Here is a 19,508-nt window from a genome sequence, read left to right on the forward strand (position 1 = left end):
TGCGAAAAATCCATGATCAAGAATCGCTCTGACAGCCCGCGCCGCAGCTGGTTACGCATTGCAGCCGCGGCCAACCTGCTGGCCGACACCTCGCTTGGCGAGGCCATCGGCCGCCACCCGCGCCAGCAGCTGACCTGGCTGGCCTTGCTCGCGCTGCCGCTGATGCTGCCGGTAGCGATTCCGGGCATGGCTACCACGGTTGGGGCTTTCTGCCTGCTGCTGGCGCTGTCTACCCTGCTGGCGCGGCCGATTCCGCTGCCGCAGTGGCTGGCCCGTCGCCCGCTGCCGGCAACGCTGGGCAAGGCGGTACACAAGGTCTTGCACCGCGTGTCATCCTCGCTGTCGCGCTTCAGCCAGCCGCGCCTGCTGGCTCTCAGCGGCCCGCGCTATCGCTATCTGAACGGCGTGATGCTGATGCTGGCCGGTGGCAGCATGATGACACCAATGCCCATCGTGTCTTTCGACAATGTAGTGCCGGCGATGGCGGTGGTGCTGCTGGCCCTCGGCCTGCGCGTGCGCGATGGTGGCCTGTTGCTGGCCGGTTATCTGATGACGGTGCTGGCCTGGATCTATGTCGGCCTGCTGTGGTGGGCCGGTGCCGAAATCCTGCGCTGGGCGGCGCAGTGGCTGCCGGCCGGCTGGCTGCCTGTCTGACAAAGCCCTCAGCGCGACGTATCATGCAGGCATCCTGCCAAGTGAAAGTCTACGATGTCTCCGCTGATTCTTTACGGCAACCGCCTGTCCGGCCATAGCTACAAAGTCCGGCTGGCGCTGGTGCTGGCCGGCATCCCGCACGAATACCGCCACGTTTCCCTGCATCTGCCGCGCACCGAGCGTCCGGCCGACTTCCGTGCTACCAGCCGCTGGGATGAAGTGCCTGCGCTGCGTGCCGGCGAGCTGAATCTGGTGCAGTCAAACGCCATTCTGAGCTGGCTGGCCGATGAAATGGGCGTGCTGCCCGGCCTGCCACACGAGCGCCAGCTGCGTCAGGAATGGCTGGCATGGGAGAGCAACCGCATCGGCTTTTCGCTGCCCAATCTGCGCTACTCGCGCTGTTTCGAGCCGGCCGGCGCACAGACCGAGGCCTGGCTGGCCGAACGCGTGCTGGCGGATCTGGCCGTACTCGAACAGGAACTACAGCAGCGTGATTTCATTCTGCCCGGCGGCCTCAGCATTGCCGATCTGTCGCTCAGCGGCTATCTGGGCCTCGCTGGCGATGCCGGCATCGAGTTGGCCGCCTGGCCGGCAATTTGCCGCTGGCTGGCCGCCATTGCCGCCCAGCCACGCTGGGAAAGCCTGCCGGCGCTGATGGCACCCGAGCGTGCGGCCAACCATGTTGCCGGCTGACAAGCAGATCATCTGGCTGCAAAAGGCTGCCCCGCTGAAGCCTGACGAGGGCCAGCCCTGTAATGGCTGCGGCCTGTGCTGTGCAGCCATGCCCTGCCCGCTGTCGCGCAGCCTGCTTGGCCATCGCCGCGATGCCTGCCCGGCCTTGCAGTGGCAGGCCGATGCGGCTGTTTACCGTTGCGGGCTGATTGTCAGCCCCGAGCACTACTTGCGCTGGCTGCCGCGCTGGGCGGCCAGCCTCTTCCGCCGTTTTGCCCGCCGCTATCTGGCGATAGACCAAGGCTGCGATACCGATGTCGATCTCGAATACCATGACCACGCCTGAATTCACCCCCGCCGAAATCCTTGCCCGCCTTGCCGCCATCTGCGGTGCGGCCAACGTTCTGCATTCTGATACCGATCTGCAGCCCTACAGCCACGACTGGCGCGGCCGCTACCACGGCAAGCCGCTGGCGGTAGCCCTGCCGGCCAGCACGGCCGAAGTGGCCGCACTGGTGCGCCTGTGTGCAGATCAGCGCATCGCCATCGTGCCGCAAGGCGGCAATACCTCGACCTGTGGCGCGGCCACGCCGGACGACAGCGGCCACCAGCTGGTGATTGCGCTGCGCCGGCTCAATCGCATCCGCAGTGTGGATGCGGCCAACCTTGCCATCACCGTCGAGGCCGGCTGCACACTGGCGCAAGTGCAAGAGGCCGCGGTACAGGCGGGCTGCCTGTTCCCGCTGTCGCTGGCCAGCGAAGGCAGTTGCCAGATCGGCGGCAATCTTTCGACCAATGCCGGCGGCCTGGCCGTGCTGCGCTACGGCACCATGCGCGAGCTGACACTGGGGCTTGAAGTGGTGCTGCCCGATGGGCAGGTGTTGCAGCAGCTGAAAACCCTGCGCAAGGACAGCAGCGGGCTTGACCTCAAGCAACTGTTTATCGGCGCCGAAGGCCAGCTGGGGCTGATTACGGCCGCCAGCCTCAAGCTGTTTGCGCTACCACAAGCGCATGCCACGGCCTTGCTCGGCGTGAGCGATGCGGCCGCCGCCATCAGGCTGCTGAATCGCCTGCAACAGCAGTTTGCCGACCGGCTGACCAGCTTCGAAATCCTGTCGGCCAGCTGCCAGCAATTGCTGCAGCAATACCAGCCCGGCCAGCTGCCGTTTGCCGCACCGTGGCTGGTGCTGGCCGAACTGTCGGATCAGGCAGACGAGGCCGGGCTGCAACAGCGGCTGCAGGACTGTCTGGCCGAGGTTGACTTGCAGGACGGCGTGCTGGCCAAAAACGAGCAGGAAAGACAAAAGTTGTGGCAGCTGCGCGAGCAGATGGCCGACATCCAGAAACGCGACGGCCCCAGCATCAAGCACGATATCGGCGTGCCGACTTCGGCGATTCCGGCCTTTCTCGCCGACTGCGATGCGGCCTTGCAGCAGGCTTTCCCCGGCGTGCGCATCATTGCTTTCGGCCATGCCGGCGATGGCAATCTGCACTACAACATCAGCCACACCCGCGCCGACAGCAGCCAGCTGTTTGCCGACGAGGCCGCTGTCAACCGCATCGTCTACGACCTCGTCAGTCAGTATCAGGGCACGATTGCCGCCGAGCATGGCATCGGCCAGCTCAAGCGCGACTGGATCAGGGATTACAAGGACCCGCTGGCGCTCAAGCTGATGCAGCAATGCAAGGCGTGGCTGGACCCGCAAGGCATCATGAATCCGGGAAAGTGGCTCTAGAACAGACAGGAATGGCACGGCGCAAGCGGTGCCATTTTTTTATCGGGCAAGCAAAACAAAAACGACAGGCAAAAAAAATCCCCTGACGGTTTCGCAGGGGCCAACACGAGGAAGAAACACACACCGGCGAGGGGCCGATGAATGCTTCGAGGGGCTAACACCACAAAAACCTTACGGCTTGAGTGCGCTGCACAATTTAAGGTAATTGCTCTAATTTGTCCAGCATTAAATCAATGACATACGGGTAATTGTATTCAGTCACGCACCGGCCGCTTGGCCAGCATGCGTTGCAAGGTACGACGATGCATATTGAGTGCACGTGCCGTCGCCGAGATATTGCCGCCGTGCTCGGCCAGCACGCGCTGCAGGTGCTCCCAGCTGACTCGGCGCAGCGACATGGTGCTGTCAGGCAGCGCCTGCTCAGGGTTGGCCGCAATATTACCCAGTGCCTGCAGGATGTCATCAGCGCTGGCCGGCTTGGCCAGATAATTGACGGCACCCAGCTTCACCGCATCCACCGCCGTCGCAATACTCGCATAGCCGGTCAGCACCAGAATCCGGCTATCGGCAGACAGCGCCCGCAGCTGCGGCAACAACCGCAAACCACTTTCGCCCGCCAGATTCAGATCCAGCACCACCATCTGCGGTGCGGCCAACATCGCCTGCAAGGCACTGGCCGCATCATGGGCAACACTCACCGCAAAGCCACGCCGCGTCAGCGCCCGCGCCAGCATGGCGGCAAAGGCCTCGTCGTCATCAATCAGCAGTATCGTGGTCATCGCCATCCTCTCTGGGCATGCGGATGATCGCCAGCACCCCGCCCTGCGCTTCATTGATCAATTGCAGCTCGCCGCCCAGATGCGATAACGTCGCGTGACTGAGCATCATGCCGATGCCCATGCCGGCCGGTTTGCTGCTGTCCAGTGGCGCAAGGCCAGCGCGGGCCAGTTGCGCCTCGCTCAGGCGGCCGCTGCGATTGCGGATCTGCCACTCCACCCTGGCGGGCGTCAGCACCACATCAAGCTCGACCACGCCATCACCAGCTTCGGCGGCATTATTGAGCAGGTTGAAAAACGCCGGCCAGAAGCGTGGATCCAGCCGCATCAGCGGACCACCACTGGCCGGACAAGCGCGTTGCAAGGCCACACCCGGTCGTGAAGCATGCCAGCCCTGCAAACGTGCGGCCAACTGCCCAAACAAGGGCTGAGCCGTCGCCTCGACCTCGACCCCAGCCTTCAGACTCGCCAGCGCGCTACGACACAGCTGCAGCTGCTGCGCCATCAATACCAGATCCGGGTGATCCGGCTGCTCGAAACGCATTTCCTCACACAGCAGCGTCAGGGTATTGAGCGGCGTAGACAGATGATGGGCGGCCCCAGCCGCCTGCACGCCGATGGCAACCAGCTGTTCATCGCGCAGCTGCAATTCGCGCGCCTGCTGCAAGGCTTCTGCCTGCTGGCGCACCTGGCGCGACAGCCGCGATACAAACAAGGTCAGCAGCAAGACCGAGACGGCAAAAGTCAGCCACATGCCGATCAGGTGCAGCTGGAAAGCATAAGCCGCATCATCCCCCGCCAGCGGCCACGGCAAATGCCAGACAAACAGCAAGGCATAGGCCAGCATGCTCGCCAGCGCCAGGCACCAGGTCTGCCGTGCCGGCAGCAGCAAGGCTGCAAAGAGAACAGGCGGCAGATACAGCGACGCCAGCGGGTTGGCCGCACCGCCGCTGAAAGCCAGCAGCTCGGTCAGCACCACAATATCGGCCAGCAAGCCGGCAAACAGCTGCTGATCGGCACGCCATGGCGAGCGCGGCAACAAGACATTGCACAAGCCCAGCATCACCAGCGCCTGAGCAAGTAACAGCCACGGCAGCTGCCACTGCCAGCTTGCCGCCAGCAACAGGCACAGCACGGCCAAAGCCAGCATCACAAAGCGCAAGCGCGACAGCGCACGCGCCATCACGCCAAGGTTGGCCGCATCAGCCATTTTCAGGGAATCAAGCATGCCACAATTCTAGCACTGCCCCCGAAGACGGCAGGCTGTGACAAAACGCCGCAGCCTGTAAATAATTCTGAAAAGTGCTTGACGATCAGATGATGCATGTCTAGAATGCGCAGCTCTTGGACGGCGGGATTCCCGAGCGGTCAAAGGGATCAGACTGTAAATCTGACGGCTCTGCCTTCGAAGGTTCGAATCCTTCTCCCGCCACCAAAACACACAAGCCCTGAGCGCACAGCGATCAGGGCTTTGTTGTTTCTGCCAGCCAAAAAAATCACCAGACGCCTTCGCCTGGTGACAGTCCAGTTCGCAAACCCGACGCACTCGGGTCAAAGCCACTATAGCCCAAGCCCCACTCGCGCCATATGCGACATGATGTCGCAACCTCCGGTATCGCAAGACGCCTGACGAGCACCGCCTGTTGCTGCAAGGCAACATCCGCCCCTGCCACACATACTGTCAGACAAGCCGACAAGCCGCGCCAATACTGCATTCGAGAATTTATATCATTATATATTCTGATATAAATCAAAAAGCAATAAAGACAGAACGTTTACATCCAAGCAGTTATTTGGAACTCGGGGTAGAATACGCGCTTCGTGAAATTTGCCCGTTTGATAAGACGATACCTCATGGCTACTCTCTCCACCGAAACCGTCCTGTCCGTCCATCACTGGAACGACACCCTGTTCAGCTTCACTTGCACCCGCGACCCGGGCCTGCGTTTCATCAACGGCCAGTTCGTGATGATCGGTCTGGAAGTCAACGGCAAACCACTGATCCGCGCCTACTCGGTTGCCAGTGCCAACTGGGAAGAACACCTCGAGTTCTACTCCATCAAGGTACAGAACGGCCCGCTGACCTCGCGCCTGCAGCACCTGCAGCCTGGCGACAAGGTCGTTATCTCCGGCAAGCCGACCGGCACCCTGGTGCAGGACAACCTGCTGCCGGAAGCCAAACACCTGTTCCTGCTGGCCACCGGTACCGGCCTTGCACCGTTCATGTCCATCATCAAGGACCCGGAAGTCTACGATCGCTACGACAAGATCTTCCTGATTCATGGCGTGCGCTGGGTGAACGAGCTGGGTTACCACGACTACATCACCAAGGAACTGGCCGAGCACGAGTTCCTGGGTGAAATGATCCGCGAAAAGCTGGTTTACTACCCAACCGTTACCCGCGAGCCATTCCGCAACCAGGGCCGTCTGACCGATCTGATCGTCAACGGCGAACTGGCCAAGCAGCTGGGCATCCCGCAACTGAACCCGGAAACCGACCGCGCCCTGCTGTGCGGCAGCCCGGCCATGCTGGACGACACCTGCAAGATCCTCGACGATCTGGGCTTCAAGGAATCACCACGCATGGGCGAGCCTGGCCACTACGCAATCGAGCGCGCCTTCGTCGAAAAATAAACCACGACTCAGGCCTGCAGCATCGCAGCAAAAAGCCCGCCAACCGGCGGGCTTTTTTATTCAGTGCTCGATACTGCCATCCACCTCACGCGCATGCCTGAGACCGAACTCGGTTGCCAGCGGCCCCACTGTCTCCAGAATCGCGATCGCCCCCAGCACGATAGCCGACAACGTTGCCGAAAAGCCCGGATAAAGCTGGCTTGAGGATTGCACCAGACCAATCGCCAACCCCGCCATCGGCGTCAGACTCAAGCCCAAACCCAAGCCCTGCCGCCCATCCAGCCCGGACAGCCTGGCAATCAAGGCCGAACTCGACAACTTGGCCACGCTACGCGCCAGCACAAACAGCACTGCGGCCAACCAGTAGTGGGCAAGCTCGGCCAGATGCAGGTTCGCGCCGGCAATCACGAATAACAAAATAAAAAACAGCTCGGCACTACGGCCAAAATCGACATCACCAAAGCGCCCGCCAGCCGGCAGGTTACGACTGATAGCACCGCAAGCCAGCAAAGCCATCAGCGGTGACAGATGCAAGGCCTTGGCCACGCCAAGCCCCAGCATGATGATCGCAATCATCAAGGCAAAGAACTCATTCTCGCGTGCACAAAAACGCAGCAGCAAGGACTGCAAGCACGCCAGCACCCCGCCCAACAGCAGGGAACCACACAAGCTATACAGGGGCTGGCCAATAATGACTGCCCACGAGGCATCCTGATTGGCATGCAGCAGCGGCAGAAAAGTAGCAAACAGGATGAATGACAGCGCATTATTGAGTGCCACCAGACTTAGCGCACGCTCGGTCACCGGCCCTTTGGCCCCAAGCTCGCCAGCCACCATCAGCAAGACGGCCGGAGAGGATGAAATCGCGATGGCCCCGGCCAGCAAGGACTCGAGCCAGCCCAAGCCAAACCAGTAAAGCAGGCCGGACACGGCCAGCAGCGTCAGCACAGCCTCACCCACCGCACCATAGCGAACCTGCCAGACATGCCAGGTCTGGCGAAAATCGAGCAACAAACCCAGGCGGTAAAGAATCAGGCCGAGTGCGATATCAACAAACAGCTGTGCATTTCGCAGCAACTCGTGATCCAGCACACCACTGACGCTGGGACCCAGCAAGACACCCGCAAAGATAAAGCCGCTGATGCGCGGCACATGACGCGTCTTGCTGACTACCGCCCCAACCAGTACGCCAGCCAGTAGCAAGACGGCAAAGAGAATGAATGCATTGCCCTGCCAGGGCCAGCCGATGATTTCCAGCATGATGACTCCGCGCAGGCTGCCTGACTGCACTATAAGTCAGCCAAAACAACAGAGAGCACTCGCAAGCATCGTAGAAATGCGAAAAAGCCAGTAATCTTGCGATTACTGGCTTTCAGCTAACTGGTCGGAGTACAAGGATTCGAACCTTGGACCTCCTGCTCCCAAAGCAGGCGCACTACCGGGCTGTGCTACACTCCGTTGCTTCCGAAGAAGTGAGGCGAATTATAGGCAGCACCTTGCCCCCTGTCAAGCACTGGTTGTAAATATTTTATATCGTGCGGCACAGCGATGATAATGACTCATCGGCTCCACAATCGCTGCGCCAATCCCGATTGACGAAGCGGGGCATTTTTGACGCCTGCCGCCAGTATTGCCGGGTTGCCCGCCAGCACGAAAGTACTGCGCGCGCGGGTGATGGCGGTGTACAGCAACGCCCGCGTCAGAATGGCGCTTGGCGCATCCGGCAACGCCAGCCACACTGTGTCGAACTCCGAGCCTTGTGACTTGTGCACTGTCATCGCAAAAACTGTCTCATGACGCGGCAGACGTGCCGGTGACAGATAACGCCAGCCGCCATCCGCAGTAGGAAACACCACCCGCAATTGATTATCCTGTCGCACGGTCAGACCAACGTCACCGTTAAACAAGCCGATGGTGTAGTCGTTCTCGCTGATCATCACCGGCCGGCCGGCATACCAGTCGCGCTCGGGCGACTTTCGGCCATGCCGCTCCAGCTCGGTCTCGATCTGGCGATTAATACCAGCCACCACATGACGTTCTGCGGCCAACAGCATCAGCTGCGAAAACGACGTGAACATCGCAGCCGGCGACGGTTCGTCTTCAGCCACGCATTGCCAGTACGCTTGCCGCATCGCAATCAGCTCTGCCGCCGTCGGCAAGGCCGCCTGCTGCGCCAGATCCGCGCGCGACTCAGCAAGCAGCGCCGCAACGTCGGCAACCTCACCGCCATTCACCGCCCGTGCCAGTTGCCCGATGCCCGAGTCAGCAGCAAAGCGATGGCTCTTGCCGAGTATGACCACGCTATCGGCCAGGGTGGCGCTATCGTCTATCCGCCCCGGCAATACGCCACCGAGCGCGGCAATATCTTTTGCCGTCGCCGTCCGCCAGCATTGCTGGCTGCAGATATCGGCCAGCACCGCACCGGCATCGACAGAACTCAACTGATCCTTGTCGCCCAGCAGAATCAGCCGGGCATGCGCCGGCAGCGCACGGATGGTTTGCGCCATCAGGCCCAGATCGATCATCGAGGCCTCGTCAATCACCAGCACATCCAGCGGCAAGGGGTTGGCCGCATGATATTTCGGCTGGGCGACACCGGGGATCAGGCCGATCAGGCGGTGCAGGGTTTGTGCCGATTGCGGCAGCGTTGCCTGCAGCGTGGCGGACAAGGCCATGCGTGCTTGCGCGGCCCGCACCGACTCGGTCAGTCGCGCTGCCGCCTTGCCGGTCGGCGCAGCCATGGCCATCACCAGCGGCCGCGACGATGTCATTGCCAGTGCCGCCAGCAAACGCACCACAGTGGTGGTTTTGCCGGTACCCGGGCCACCGGAAATCGTCAGGAAACGGCGCTGCAGCGCCAGCTTTGCGGCCATGCGTTGCCAATCGAGGCCGTTTTCCGCACCAAACAGCTGCTGCAAGACTTCGACCAAGCGCGCCTCGTTCGGCACTTCATCTGGCGCTGCCGCAGCCAGCCGCAAAATGCCGGCGGCCAACTCGACCTCATCCAGCCATTGCCGCGCAAAATACAAGCGCCGTTTTTCGAGGATCAGCGGCGCATAGGCACCGGCTGCCGCCACCAGCGGCGACGATCGCAGCACGGCCAGCTCTTCATCACTCAGACCATGCAGACAGACATTGCCCGCCTCCAGCGCCTGCAACAATCGTTGCAGCAGCGGCCGCAAGGCTGCGCCATGCTGCGCATCCAGCCGCTGCAGCAAGCCCGCCAGTTGCGCCGGATAAAAAGACGCAGGGTTGGCCGCATCAGCTGCGCTCGCCACTTTTAATTCTGCTGCCACACTCACGCCTTGCTCAGTCTCGCTTCCAGCGCATCGCAGACCGTCTGCAGGATCCGGATGCGCGCATAGTATTTGTTGTTGGCCGCCACCAGCGTCCACGGAATCGAAGCGGTGCTGGTGCGGTCTATCATGTCGCAAACCGCGACCTTGTAATCGTCCCACTTGTCGCGGTTGCGCCAGTCTTCATCGGTAATCTTGAAGCGCTTGAAGCCGGTTTCCTCGCGCAGCTTGAAGCGTGCCAGCTGCTCGTCGGCACTGATCGCCAGCCAGAATTTCAGCACGATGGCACCGTTCTCATGCAGCTGGTGCTCGAAATCATTGATCTCGTAATAAGCACGCATCCAGTCGGCCTTGTCGGCAAAGCCCTCGACCCGCTCGACCAGTACCCGGCCATACCAGCTGCGGTCAAATACCGTCACCTTGCCCTTGCCTGGTACCTGACGCCAGAAGCGCCACAACCAGGGCTGGGCGCGCTCTTCTTCACTCGGTGCCGCCACCGGCACAATGCGGTACTGGCGCGCATCCAGCGCCTGGGTAATGCGGCGGATTGCACCGCCCTTGCCCGCTGCATCATTGCCTTCAAACACCAGCACCAGTGAATGGCCGGCAAATTCGGCCTGCCGGGTCAGGCGATACAAGCGCCCCTGCAACTTGCTCAGCTGTTCGCGGTAACTGTCCTTGTCGAATGGCTGATCCAGCACCAGCGATTCCAGCAACAGGCGATTGTCGACCGGAGGCTGGATAGCGCCCGCATCAGCACGCGGGTGCCAGACATGATCCAGCCCCAGCCGCTGCTTCAGCGCCGACAGAATCGCGCGGCCAACACTGAGACTGCGGAAGTTGGCATCCTCACCATTCACCACCAGCCACGGCGCATAGGCGGTATTGGTGAGCCGCATCATGTGCGCCGCACCATCCTTGATCTGGTCGTACTGCTTGTAATGCTCCCAGTCGGTACTGCTGACCCGCCAGGCCGTCGCCGGGTCTTTTTCCAGACTCTTGAAGCGTTTCTTCTGCGCGTCCTTGCCCAGATGCAGCCAGAACTTCAGCACCAGCACGCCATCGTTGGCCAGCATGCGCTCGAAGCGCAGGATATCGAACAGTTTCTTGTCAAAGGCATCGCGGCCGAGTTTGTCATCAACCTGATCAAACAGCACATCCGAGTAGTAAGAGCCGAAGAACATGCCGATACGTCCCTTGGCCGGCAGCTCGCGCCAATAACGCCACATCCACGGCCGGGCGCGTGCCTCATCATTCGGGTTATCAAATGCCGCGGTGTGAATCAGCCGCGGGTCCAGCCATTCGTTGATCTGGTTCAGCACCTCGCCGCGGCCAGCCCCATCCATGCCGTGAATCAGCAACAACAGCGGAAACTCGCCGCGCTGCTTCAGCTCGTACTGCACATCCAGCAAGGCTTCGCGCAACAACGCCTCTTCTTCCTTGTAACTGGCCTTGTCGATCTGGTGGCTGATTTCTGCTGATTCGAACATTTCACACTCTTTTCTTTGCATTGCCCTTGATCAGAAAAGCATGGCGCAACAATCCGCTACTTGTCCATGCCGCGTATCAAACACGATGACATTAATTCTGGAGCAAAGATCATGCTCTATAGATTTCCGTTGAGATTGCCAAAACATCTGTTAAAGGAACTTACAGAAATGTCGATAGAAACATCGTTCAAGTGCCGTCAGCAAGAAAATGAAAATCAGCCTGCACAACAATTACGCATCCGGCTTTGCGGCCCGCCAGCTGAGTATCCAGGGTCGGGAGCTATCGCAATCGCTATTGCGATTTACCAGCGGCCAAAGGGTCAATAGCGCCGCAGATGATGCCGCAGCACTCGCCGTCAATGAACGGCTAACCATGGAGATTCGCGGTAATCGACAGGGGGTTCGTGCGCTCAACGACGGTATCAGCATTGCCCAGACTGTCGATAGCTCGCTTGGCCAGCTCAGCAGCAATCTGCAACGCATCCGCGAGCTGGCCGTACAGTCGGCCAATGGCAGCCTGCAGGATAATCACCGCGCGCAGCTGCAAAAGGAAGTCGACCAGCTGACACAAGAAGTGTCGCGTATCGTTGCCACGACCCATTTCAATGGCACGGCTCTGCTCTCTGGCGGCCAGGGCATTACCCTTCAGACCGGATGGGACGCAGCCTCTCCCTCGCAACTGACCACCAGCGGCATTGAGCTGTCTACCCTTGCGGGCTTTAGCGCCGACCTGACCGCCACCGGCGTGATCAATATCAGCAACTTTCATCAGGCCTCGGCCAGCATTTCGGCCATGGATGTGGCTCTCAATACGCTAACCCAGACTCGCTCTGAATTCGGTGCCCTGCAAAACCGCTTCGAAACCCTGATCAATGACAGAATGGACAATGTCCAGAATCTGGAATCCGCCCGCAGCCGCATCATGGACACAGATTTTGCCTACGAGAAAATGGTGCTGACCCGCGGCCAGGTCTTGCAGCAATCCACCACCAGCCTCATTGCCCAGGCCAATAGCGTGCCGCAGAGCGTTATTTCCTTGCTGCGCGGATAAGCATCCCGCCAGGTTCGCCCCATTAGGTGACCCTGGCACAAACGCCTCGCCAGCCAAATGAAAAGGGAGCCGCAAAATTGCGGCTCCCTTTTTTCAGTTGATGCGAACGGTCAAGTCGGCATCGTCCCGGGCGGGAAAGTCATGGTGACACCATCCAGTGGGTGAAGCTGACGCCGGTCCAGCCGCGCCAGCTCGGCGAATTCGCCAAGGCTCTGCAAAGAGCTCTCGATGCGTTCAATCGCCTGCCGGTGTTCTTCAATTGCCTTGAGCATTGCGGCCGCTTGGTGATAGGCACTCTGTTGACGCAATACTTCACACCACTTACTGGTATCCATGATGACATCCTCCCGGATACGAGAGACTTGCCTTGGCAGTCCTCATACCTAGATATCGTCCACAAACCCCTGTGACTTGAATGTTTTTACGCGGTATTTTTACCGGCGCACGGCAAACAGCTCATCCAGTGCGTCCAGCAAAGCTGCGGATGGCTGGTCATGCCAGATGCCATGCCCCGCACCATCAATACCGCGCAGATAGAGATACGCCACGCCGGCCAGGCGCAGGCTGCCACCGCGCTGTGCCAGATAGCGCCGCACCGCCACCGCGTAAATCAGGTACTGCAGATAGTAGTGCTCGCGCGCTATCGAGGCGGCCAGCGCCTCCTTATCGTAAGCGGCGAAGTCATCGCCCAGATGGTTGGATTTGTAATCAACCAGCCAGACCTCCTCACCGCGGCGGAATACCAGATCGATAAATCCTTTCAGGAAACCGCGTACCCGTTCGAAATCCAGCGTGGCGGCAGCCGCGCGCAAGGGTGCGGCAAGACCCATCGCCGGCTCGCACAGGATGCGCCTGAGCCTGGGCACATCCAGCCCGTCCGCCGGCAGGGTGAATTCCATCTCTACCAGTCGCTCCGCCGGCCGCACCTCGGCCAGCCGCACGCCGGGTGCCAGCTCATGCCTTATCGCCGCCTGCAACATGCTCAGCGCCGCCGGCTGCCAGTCCTCGGCAAAGCCATGGCGATGCAGGCTGGCCGCCACCGCTTGCGGCCAAGCTTCCGGCTGGCTGAAGTCGATATTCTCGAACATCTCGTGCAAACAGGTACCGGCCCGTGCGCCGCGCGGAAAGGCAAAGCGCTCGTCCAGCAGGATGTCGCTGGCCAGCAGCAGGCTGCCGCTATCGTGATCCGGTCGCTCGGCCAGCGCCGGCGCGTGGCCATGCAAATCGCGCGTCAGGCTGGTAAAGCTGGCCATGCGCCACGGCGTGTACAGCGGCCGGTTGATCGTCGCCAGCTGCGGCACAAACTGCGCCTGTGCCGCTTGCGGCACGCTATTGCGCGCCAGCTCGACCTCGCGGCATACCACCGCCGCTGTCAGATCACGCGCAAAGCCCTCCAGCTGCTGGCGTATCGTCGCATCGTCGAGTTTCAGCTCGGCCAGCTCGCCAAGGTTGGCCGCCGACTCGCCATGCCACAGCCACGACAGCGCGGCGGTCTGCATGTCCTTGACGTGGCCCCACACCACATATTGCCGGTGCTCGGCGCGCGTCAGCGCCACATACAACAGACGCAGCTTCTCGGCCAGCATCTCGCCGCGCGCCAGTTCGCGTTCGGAATCACCCAGCAGCGCGTCAGGCAACAGCTGCGCCGCGCCATCGGCACGCAAGCGCCAGAAAGCGGTATCGCGCCGCTCCAGCGCGCCATCCCACAGGAAGGGGCAGAACACCAGCGGGTATTGCAACCCTTTCGAGGTGTGGATGGTGACGATCTTCACCAGCTCGGCATCGCTCTCCAGCCGCAACAGCGCCTCTTCGCCACCCGTCTGCGCCGCCAGCTGTGCTTCAAACCAGGCCAACAGCGGTGCCTGCCCGGCCAGCTGCTGGCTTTCCTGCTGCAACAGCTCAGCCAGATGGCCCAGATTGGTCAGCCGTCGCTCGCCCTCGGCCTGCGGCAACACGCGTTGCGCCAGCTGCTCGCGCGCCATGAAGGCTCGCCACGCCGGCATGAAACCCTGCCGCGCCCAGCCGTGGTGATCGGCAAGGTTGGTCGCCAGCCGCGCCTCCCACTGCGCCTCGTCCTCGCTTTGTGCCAGCAAGGCCGCCGCGTCCAGCCCGATCAGCTCGCTGGCGCACAATTCTTTCAGGCGGTTTTCGGCAGTCGGCTCGACCCAGGCGCGCAGCAGCAAACGCATCTCGGCCGCCTCCTGGCTGGCAAACACGCTTTGCTGGCTCAGCGCCACCGCGGTCACGCCGCGTGCGGCCAGGGCCTCGCGCACCATCTCGCCCTGGCGGTGTGTCGCCACCAGTACCGCGATATCGCCGCCGCGCAAGGCGCGCGCCTCGCCGTTTTTCTCCAGCTGCGCCTTGCCCTGCTGCGCCAGCGTCAGCAAGCGCGCAATCTCGTGGCCACACGCCTCGGCCGCGCCCTGCCCGGCCTCGGTCTTGCTGATGGCCTTGTCGCTGTCGCTGGCCGGAAACTGCAAAATATTGAAGGCGGCATCGCCGTCGTCCAGCAGCAATCTGGTGCCGCCAGCCGGTGCCGCCGCTACCGGGTGATAATCAATGCCGTCCAGCAAAAACGGCTGGCGACGGGCAAACAGGCGATTGACCGCCGCCACCAGCGGCGCTTGCGAGCGGCGGTTGGTGGCGAGGGTGTAACGCTTTTCCGGCGGCGCATCATCGCGCGCGCCAAGATAGGCAAAGATATCGGCCCCGCGAAAACTGTAAATCGCCTGCTTCGGGTCGCCCACCATGAACACCGGGCGCCCCTCGTCCACAAAGCTGCGGCGGAAAATCCGGTATTGCAGCGGGTCGGTATCCTGGAATTCGTCAATCAGCGCGATATCGAAGCTGGCGGCCAACCTTGCCGCCAGTGGCGGCCCGCTGAGCGGGTCGGCCAGCGCCGCCGCCAGATCGGTCAGCAAATCGTCAAAGCCACGCTGGCGCGTATCGCGCCGCTGCCGCGCCGACTGCTCGTTGATCCATTCGATCAGCTGTAGTTTCAGCGCCGACAGCTGCCGGCGCAGCACTTCCGCATAATCGTCCCAGGCGGCCAGCCAGTCTTCCACCAGCGCAAACAGCCGATGCACGGGCGCGCTTTCGCCTTTTTTCACCGCCTTGTCGAGCACGCTCTGGCGCAGCCGCGCCAGCTCCTTCATCTGGGCACCGGCCAACACTGGCAAGGCATTGCTGCTGCACAGCAGCGCCAGCAGGCGCAGGCTGCGCTGGCATTGCTCGGGCTTGTGGCTGGTCTGCTTCAGGCCCTTGGCCGTTTGCAATAGTGCACCGCCCGTCAGCAGTGTTTCCGGCTCGGCCTGCAGCGCCTGCCATGCCTGCTCCAGCCGCTGGCGCACCGCCAGCAGATTGCGCTCGGCCAGCTGCGGCAATTGCAGATAGGGCTTGGCCAGATGCGGCCTGACCTCGGCCAGCCATTGCTCGGGCGTTTCGCCCAGCTCGGCCAGCAGCATCGCCAGTGCCGGCTCGGCCACGATCTTGCGCCGCCAGAAATCATCGGTCAGCTGCTGCAGCAAGGCGGCATTGTCATGCACCAGCTCGGCGGCAAAGGTCTGGCCGCTGTCAAAAGCGGCATCTGTAAGCATGCGCTGGCAGAAGCCGTGAATGGTGTAGATCGCCGCCGCATCAAAACCGGTAATCGCGGTACGCAGCCGTTCGCGTGCCAGCGCCAGATTGTCTGCGGCCAACCTGTCAGCCAGCGCCTGCAGAAAACTGTCCTCGCTCGTCTCGCCATCCAGCACCCGCGACAGCGCCACCAGGCGGCGGCGCAGGCGGTCGCGCAGCTCGGCGGTGGCGGCCTTGGTATAGGTAACCACCAGAATGCGATCGAGCGCCGGCGGCGGGCTGCCGTCCGGCCGCGTTTCCAGCAGCAAGCGCGTATACAGCGCGGCGATGGTCCAGGTTTTGCCTGTGCCGGCCGAGGCTTCGATCAGGTTCACGCCCGTCAGCGGGCAGTTGAGGGCATCAAGAGCTTGCATGCTTGCAGTGTTCTCAGTCATCGCGGCCGCCTTTCAGCGCCGCCGTCATCGGACGCAACAGGGTTTCGGCCAGCTGGACAAACAGCGGGTCGGACAGCGGCTCGGCATGGCGGAAGGCCAACAGATTGGCCGCCTCGTCGCGCTGCGGGCTGCGACCGTAATCGTTATCGGGCGACCATTCGTTATGCGCGGCCGCCATTTCCTTGCCGAGCTCGGCCTTGGCATAGGCGAGCGAGGTGCGCGCAAAAAAGGGCAGCGGCTCGGCCTGGCCCTGGATAAAACGCGCAACCCACGGTGCCAGCAGACTCATCGCGTCCAGCGGCCGGCCGTCGGCATCGCTGGCATCAAAGCGGTAAACATCGTCCTCGGCATACAACAGGCTGTCGCTTGCCACGCCGGGCAGGTCTGCGGCCAACCTCAGCAGATGCTCCAGCCACAGGCCGATCTGCTCCGGCGCATAGGCCTTGCGTGCCACCACGCGCAGCAAGCCCTCGGGGCGCAGGCCGGCCAGCTCGCCGACCAGCTCGACGCCATCGAATGTCAGGCGCAGGCATTGCGGTGGCAAGGTTGGCCGCAACAAGGTCACCGGCAGTTGCGCGGCGAAACGGGCACTGGCGCCGCGTTCCTGCTGCAGGCAGGCCTCACCCAGCGCGGCATCCGGCAGCAGGCCCTGCCCCGCCAGCCGCGCCTCGATATGGCCGAGTTTTTTGCCGGCCAGCCGCCCCAGCACCAGCGCCTCGCGGATTTGCTGGCTGCTGTCGCGATCCAGCTCGAAGGGTTCGCGCACCGGCAGCGCCTCGTCCAGCCGCGATGGGCGGATGCCGAGTGCACTGGCCAGCCAGGCACGCGGCGGATTGCGCCAGAACGCCAGAAAGGCCGCCACGGTGATGATGGTCGGCGGCGGCAAGGGCAAGCGACTGGCAAAAGGCTTGGCCGCTACATGATCGATGGCCAGCGCGGACGCCCACAGCGGCTCGAACGAAGGCAGGCGGCCATCATAATAACGGCGCGAAAACGGCTGCAGCGGGTGGCTGGTGCTGATCTCGCCGCTGATGTCGCGCCCGCTCATCGCCGCCAGCACGTCCAGCAGCTCGGCCACCAGTGGCGACGGCGGCAGCGGCTCGTCATTGCGGATGCTGCGGCCAACCCAGCTCAGGTACAGCTTCTCGCGCGCCGACAGCAAGGCTTCGAGAAACAGGTAACGGTCGTCAAAACGGCGCGAACGGTCGCCGCGCTTGGGGTGGCGCGCCACCAGATCAAAACTCACCGGCCGCTCGTCCCGCGGGTAAGCGCCGTCATTCATGCCGATCAGGCACAACACGCGAAACGGAATCGCCCGCATCGGCACCATGGCGCAGAACGTCAGGCCGCCGCTGAGAAAGCCCTCGCTGGAGGGCAGCTCCAGCTGGCGCACGATCAGATCACGAATCACCGCCAGGCCGATTTCGCCGTCAAAGCCGCCCAGCGCCGCGTCGTTTTCCAGCGCCGCGAGGATGTCGGCCAGTTTGGCCAGCGCCGGCTCGGCCGCCTCGTCAATCAGCAGCAGGCTGTCGATAGCACTACGCAGCCGCAACGCCCAGCCGGCTGGCGTGGCCGGCTGCGCCCAGTCGCGGGCAAAGCCATCAAGCAATTCAAACAGGGCGGCCAAGGCGGCGAGTTTTTCTGCCAGCTGGCCGTGGGCGGCATTGTCCGGCAGCAGGCCGGCAAACAGCGGGTAATCATCACCGGCCAGCGCCGCCGGCAGGATGCTGCCCAGCAACAGGCGATCCAGCCCCCAGCGCCAACTGTGCGCTGGCTCGGCCGGCAGGCCCAGCGCCGTCTTGTGCGCAGCATCGCGTCCCCAGCGGATGCCGGCTTCACGCACCCAGCGCGTCAACAGCGCGATATCGCCGTCTTCCAGCCCGAAACGCGCCAGCAGCTGCGGGCAATCGAGCAGCGCCAGCAGCGCATCGGCCTCGAAACGCGAGTCGGCCAGCTGCAGCACGGCGGCAAAAGTAGTCAGCAACGGCACTTCGCGCGCCACGCGGCGGTCGGCAATGCTGTAAGGGATGAAGGGCGCGCCGTCCTCGCGCCGCGCGAACACTGCCTCGATATACGGTGCGTAACTGTTGATGTCAGGCGTCAGCACCGCGATATCGGCTGGCGTCAGCGTCGGGTCTGCGGCCAACATCGTCAGCAGCTGATCCTTGAGGATTTCGAGCTCGCGCATCGGGCTGTGCGCGATATGGCAGACGATGGAGTCATCCGGCGGCTGATCAGGATTGGCCGCAGGCGCGCTGAGGCTCAGCATGTCCTGCTGCAGCCGCGCCAGCAGGCTGTCGCCTTCAGGCGGCATGAACAGCGACACCGGATCGGCACTGCCGGCGGCCAGGGTATCGAAGAAATCGCGCCCCTGCTTGCCCAGCGAGGCCAGCAACGGATGGCCGCCATCGGCGACTTCGCCCTGCTCGAACAGCCTCAGCTGGCCACGTGCATCGACGATATCGCCCCAGTAGGCTTCGCAAGGGTTGAGCAGGAAGACATTCACCTCGGTCAGCTCGGCCATGCGCTGCAACAGTGCCAGATACATCGGCGCCAGCGTGGCGATGCCGAACACCGACACGCGCTCGGGCAGATGCTCGCGCCGCAAGCCGCCGAGAAAGTCGTCCAGCATCATCACGCGGTGGCGGCCGGGCATGCGCGCCACCAGCTCGCGCCACAGCGCCGCCTGCCACGCCTCGTCCACGCCCAGATCCAGCAACTGGCCGGCCTCCCACGCGCGTATCCATTCGGGGCGGAACACCAGGTACTGGTCGTAGATGTCGGCGATCTTGCCGGCCAGCTCGAAACAGGCGAGCTCGCCGCCTTGCAGATAGTGCTCGATGGCGCCGTAAGGCTCGCCCTGCAGCGTCGGCAGCAGCTGATGCAGCTGCCACACCAGCACCTCGGGCGCAAAGGCCGATTTCGGCGGCAGGCCCGGCAGCACTTTTTGCATCAGCCGCCAGCCAAAGCCGGCCGGCAGCACGAATTCAAGGTTGGCCGCCAGGCCGCGCTCGCGCGCCAGCTGCAGTGTCAGCCAGCGACCCATGCCACGGCTTTGCACCATGATGATCTCGCTGGCGAACGGATCGCTCAGCGGCTGGTCTGACAGGTGCCGGTACAGAATGCCCAGCGCTTCGAGCCGGTTGGACTGATACAGTTGCAAGGACATGGCAGAATATTGGCATCACT

Annotated in this window: 14 protein-coding genes and 2 tRNA genes; 7 read left to right on the top strand and 9 right to left on the bottom strand. The window is 62.6% G+C overall.

The window, feature by feature from the left end; all coding sequences use genetic code 11:
• Positions 1 to 12: 12 nt before the first annotated feature.
• Genes ACZ9W6_RS12685 through ACZ9W6_RS12700 form a run of 4 tightly spaced genes read left to right on the top strand, consistent with a single transcriptional unit; the run spans position 13 to position 3,062 of the window.
• On the top strand, positions 13 to 654 hold the full coding sequence (locus tag ACZ9W6_RS12685; protein WP_465191524.1) for an exopolysaccharide biosynthesis protein: 642 nt from the start codon (positions 13 to 15) through the stop codon (positions 652 to 654).
• Positions 655 to 708: 54 nt separating this feature from the next.
• The gene (locus ACZ9W6_RS12690; protein WP_465191525.1) at positions 709 to 1,347 is read left to right on the top strand and encodes a glutathione S-transferase family protein; all 639 of its coding nucleotides are present in this window, start codon (positions 709 to 711) and stop codon (positions 1,345 to 1,347) included.
• A complete protein-coding gene (locus ACZ9W6_RS12695; protein ID WP_465191526.1) occupies positions 1,334 to 1,672 on the top strand; it encodes a hypothetical protein in 339 nt (112 codons plus the stop codon). The genes ACZ9W6_RS12690 and ACZ9W6_RS12695 overlap by 14 nt, the downstream gene beginning before the upstream one ends.
• Positions 1,641 to 3,062 (top strand): FAD-binding oxidoreductase, encoded by a 1,422-nt coding sequence (locus ACZ9W6_RS12700; protein ID WP_465191527.1) that lies wholly within the window; start codon positions 1,641 to 1,643, stop codon positions 3,060 to 3,062. The genes ACZ9W6_RS12695 and ACZ9W6_RS12700 overlap by 32 nt, the downstream gene beginning before the upstream one ends.
• A gap of 254 nt (positions 3,063 to 3,316) precedes the next feature.
• Here ACZ9W6_RS12700 and ACZ9W6_RS12705 read toward each other — a convergent pair whose 3' ends face one another.
• Together ACZ9W6_RS12705 and ACZ9W6_RS12710 are read right to left on the bottom strand one after the other, a co-directional pair.
• Positions 3,317 to 3,841 (bottom strand): response regulator transcription factor, encoded by a 525-nt coding sequence (locus ACZ9W6_RS12705; protein WP_465191528.1) that lies wholly within the window; start codon positions 3,839 to 3,841, stop codon positions 3,317 to 3,319.
• The gene (locus ACZ9W6_RS12710) at positions 3,819 to 5,066 is read right to left on the bottom strand and encodes an ATP-binding protein (RefSeq protein WP_465191529.1); all 1,248 of its coding nucleotides are present in this window, start codon (positions 5,064 to 5,066) and stop codon (positions 3,819 to 3,821) included. The genes ACZ9W6_RS12705 and ACZ9W6_RS12710 overlap by 23 nt, the downstream gene beginning before the upstream one ends.
• 122 nt (positions 5,067 to 5,188) lie before the next feature.
• Here ACZ9W6_RS12710 and ACZ9W6_RS12715 point away from each other — a divergent pair.
• Together ACZ9W6_RS12715 and ACZ9W6_RS12720 are read left to right on the top strand one after the other, a co-directional pair.
• A tRNA-Tyr gene (locus tag ACZ9W6_RS12715) sits at positions 5,189 to 5,273 on the top strand.
• Positions 5,274 to 5,692: 419 nt separating this feature from the next.
• Positions 5,693 to 6,472 carry a ferredoxin--NADP reductase gene (locus ACZ9W6_RS12720; protein WP_465191530.1) on the top strand — a complete coding sequence of 260 codons (780 nt, stop codon included), beginning with the start codon at positions 5,693 to 5,695 and terminating at the stop codon, positions 6,470 to 6,472.
• A gap of 60 nt (positions 6,473 to 6,532) precedes the next feature.
• Here the strand turns inward: ACZ9W6_RS12720 and ACZ9W6_RS12725 are convergent, their stop codons facing one another.
• The 4 genes from ACZ9W6_RS12725 to pap form a co-directional block, all read right to left on the bottom strand.
• Complete coding sequence (locus ACZ9W6_RS12725) at positions 6,533 to 7,732, bottom strand: cation:proton antiporter (RefSeq protein ID WP_465191531.1); 1,200 nt, start codon at positions 7,730 to 7,732, stop codon at positions 6,533 to 6,535.
• Between the two features lie 121 nt (positions 7,733 to 7,853).
• Positions 7,854 to 7,930 (bottom strand) — tRNA-Pro (locus tag ACZ9W6_RS12730).
• A 101-nt stretch (positions 7,931 to 8,031) separates the two neighbouring features.
• The gene (recD, locus tag ACZ9W6_RS12735) at positions 8,032 to 9,774 is read right to left on the bottom strand and encodes an exodeoxyribonuclease V subunit alpha (protein ID WP_465191532.1); all 1,743 of its coding nucleotides are present in this window, start codon (positions 9,772 to 9,774) and stop codon (positions 8,032 to 8,034) included.
• Positions 9,771 to 11,258, bottom strand: coding sequence for a polyphosphate:AMP phosphotransferase (gene pap, locus ACZ9W6_RS12740; RefSeq protein WP_465191533.1), 1,488 nt, complete (start codon positions 11,256 to 11,258; stop codon positions 9,771 to 9,773). Before pap ends, recD begins: the two co-directional genes overlap by 4 nt.
• A gap of 208 nt (positions 11,259 to 11,466) precedes the next feature.
• Here pap and ACZ9W6_RS12745 point away from each other — a divergent pair, with 208 nt between their 5' ends.
• Positions 11,467 to 12,309, top strand: coding sequence for a flagellin N-terminal helical domain-containing protein (locus ACZ9W6_RS12745; protein WP_465191534.1), 843 nt, complete (start codon positions 11,467 to 11,469; stop codon positions 12,307 to 12,309).
• A gap of 110 nt (positions 12,310 to 12,419) precedes the next feature.
• Here the strand turns inward: ACZ9W6_RS12745 and ACZ9W6_RS12750 are convergent, their stop codons facing one another.
• The 3 genes from ACZ9W6_RS12750 to recC all read right to left on the bottom strand — a co-directional run bounded on the left by ACZ9W6_RS12750 (position 12,420) and on the right by recC (position 19,488).
• Positions 12,420 to 12,644: a hypothetical protein gene (locus tag ACZ9W6_RS12750; protein ID WP_465191535.1), complete on the bottom strand. Its 225-nt coding sequence runs from the start codon at positions 12,642 to 12,644 to the stop codon at positions 12,420 to 12,422.
• A gap of 99 nt (positions 12,645 to 12,743) precedes the next feature.
• Entirely contained in the window at positions 12,744 to 16,319 is a 3,576-nt protein-coding gene (recB, locus tag ACZ9W6_RS12755) for an exodeoxyribonuclease V subunit beta (protein WP_465191536.1), read from the bottom strand.
• Complete coding sequence (gene recC, locus ACZ9W6_RS12760) at positions 16,312 to 19,488, bottom strand: exodeoxyribonuclease V subunit gamma (RefSeq protein WP_465191537.1); 3,177 nt, start codon at positions 19,486 to 19,488, stop codon at positions 16,312 to 16,314. The genes recB and recC overlap by 8 nt, the downstream gene beginning before the upstream one ends.
• Positions 19,489 to 19,508 lie beyond the last annotated feature (20 nt).

Source organism: Vogesella lacus (assembly GCF_979366295.1).

Excerpts from the sequence above, each read along its gene's own strand:
- ACZ9W6_RS12690 (WP_465191525.1), top strand. The coding sequence starts at position 709 with ATGTCTCCGCTGATTCTTTACGGCAACCGCCTGTCCGGCCATAGCTAC.
- ACZ9W6_RS12700 (WP_465191527.1), top strand. The coding sequence starts at position 1,641 with ATGTCGATCTCGAATACCATGACCACGCCTGAATTCACCCCCGCCGAA.
- ACZ9W6_RS12710 (WP_465191529.1), bottom strand. The coding sequence starts at position 5,066 with ATGCTTGATTCCCTGAAAATGGCTGATGCGGCCAACCTTGGCGTGATG.
- ACZ9W6_RS12745 (WP_465191534.1), top strand. The coding sequence starts at position 11,467 with ATGAAAATCAGCCTGCACAACAATTACGCATCCGGCTTTGCGGCCCGC.
- recB (WP_465191536.1), bottom strand. The coding sequence starts at position 16,319 with ATGACTGAGAACACTGCAAGCATGCAAGCTCTTGATGCCCTCAACTGC.
- ACZ9W6_RS12720 (WP_465191530.1), top strand. The coding sequence starts at position 5,693 with ATGGCTACTCTCTCCACCGAAACCGTCCTGTCCGTCCATCACTGGAAC.
- recC (WP_465191537.1), bottom strand. The coding sequence starts at position 19,488 with ATGTCCTTGCAACTGTATCAGTCCAACCGGCTCGAAGCGCTGGGCATT.
- pap (WP_465191533.1), bottom strand. The coding sequence starts at position 11,258 with ATGTTCGAATCAGCAGAAATCAGCCACCAGATCGACAAGGCCAGTTAC.
- ACZ9W6_RS12725 (WP_465191531.1), bottom strand. The coding sequence starts at position 7,732 with ATGCTGGAAATCATCGGCTGGCCCTGGCAGGGCAATGCATTCATTCTC.
- ACZ9W6_RS12695 (WP_465191526.1), top strand. The coding sequence starts at position 1,334 with ATGTTGCCGGCTGACAAGCAGATCATCTGGCTGCAAAAGGCTGCCCCG.
- ACZ9W6_RS12705 (WP_465191528.1), bottom strand. The coding sequence starts at position 3,841 with ATGACCACGATACTGCTGATTGATGACGACGAGGCCTTTGCCGCCATG.
- ACZ9W6_RS12685 (WP_465191524.1), top strand. The coding sequence starts at position 13 with ATGATCAAGAATCGCTCTGACAGCCCGCGCCGCAGCTGGTTACGCATT.
- ACZ9W6_RS12750 (WP_465191535.1), bottom strand. The coding sequence starts at position 12,644 with ATGGATACCAGTAAGTGGTGTGAAGTATTGCGTCAACAGAGTGCCTAT.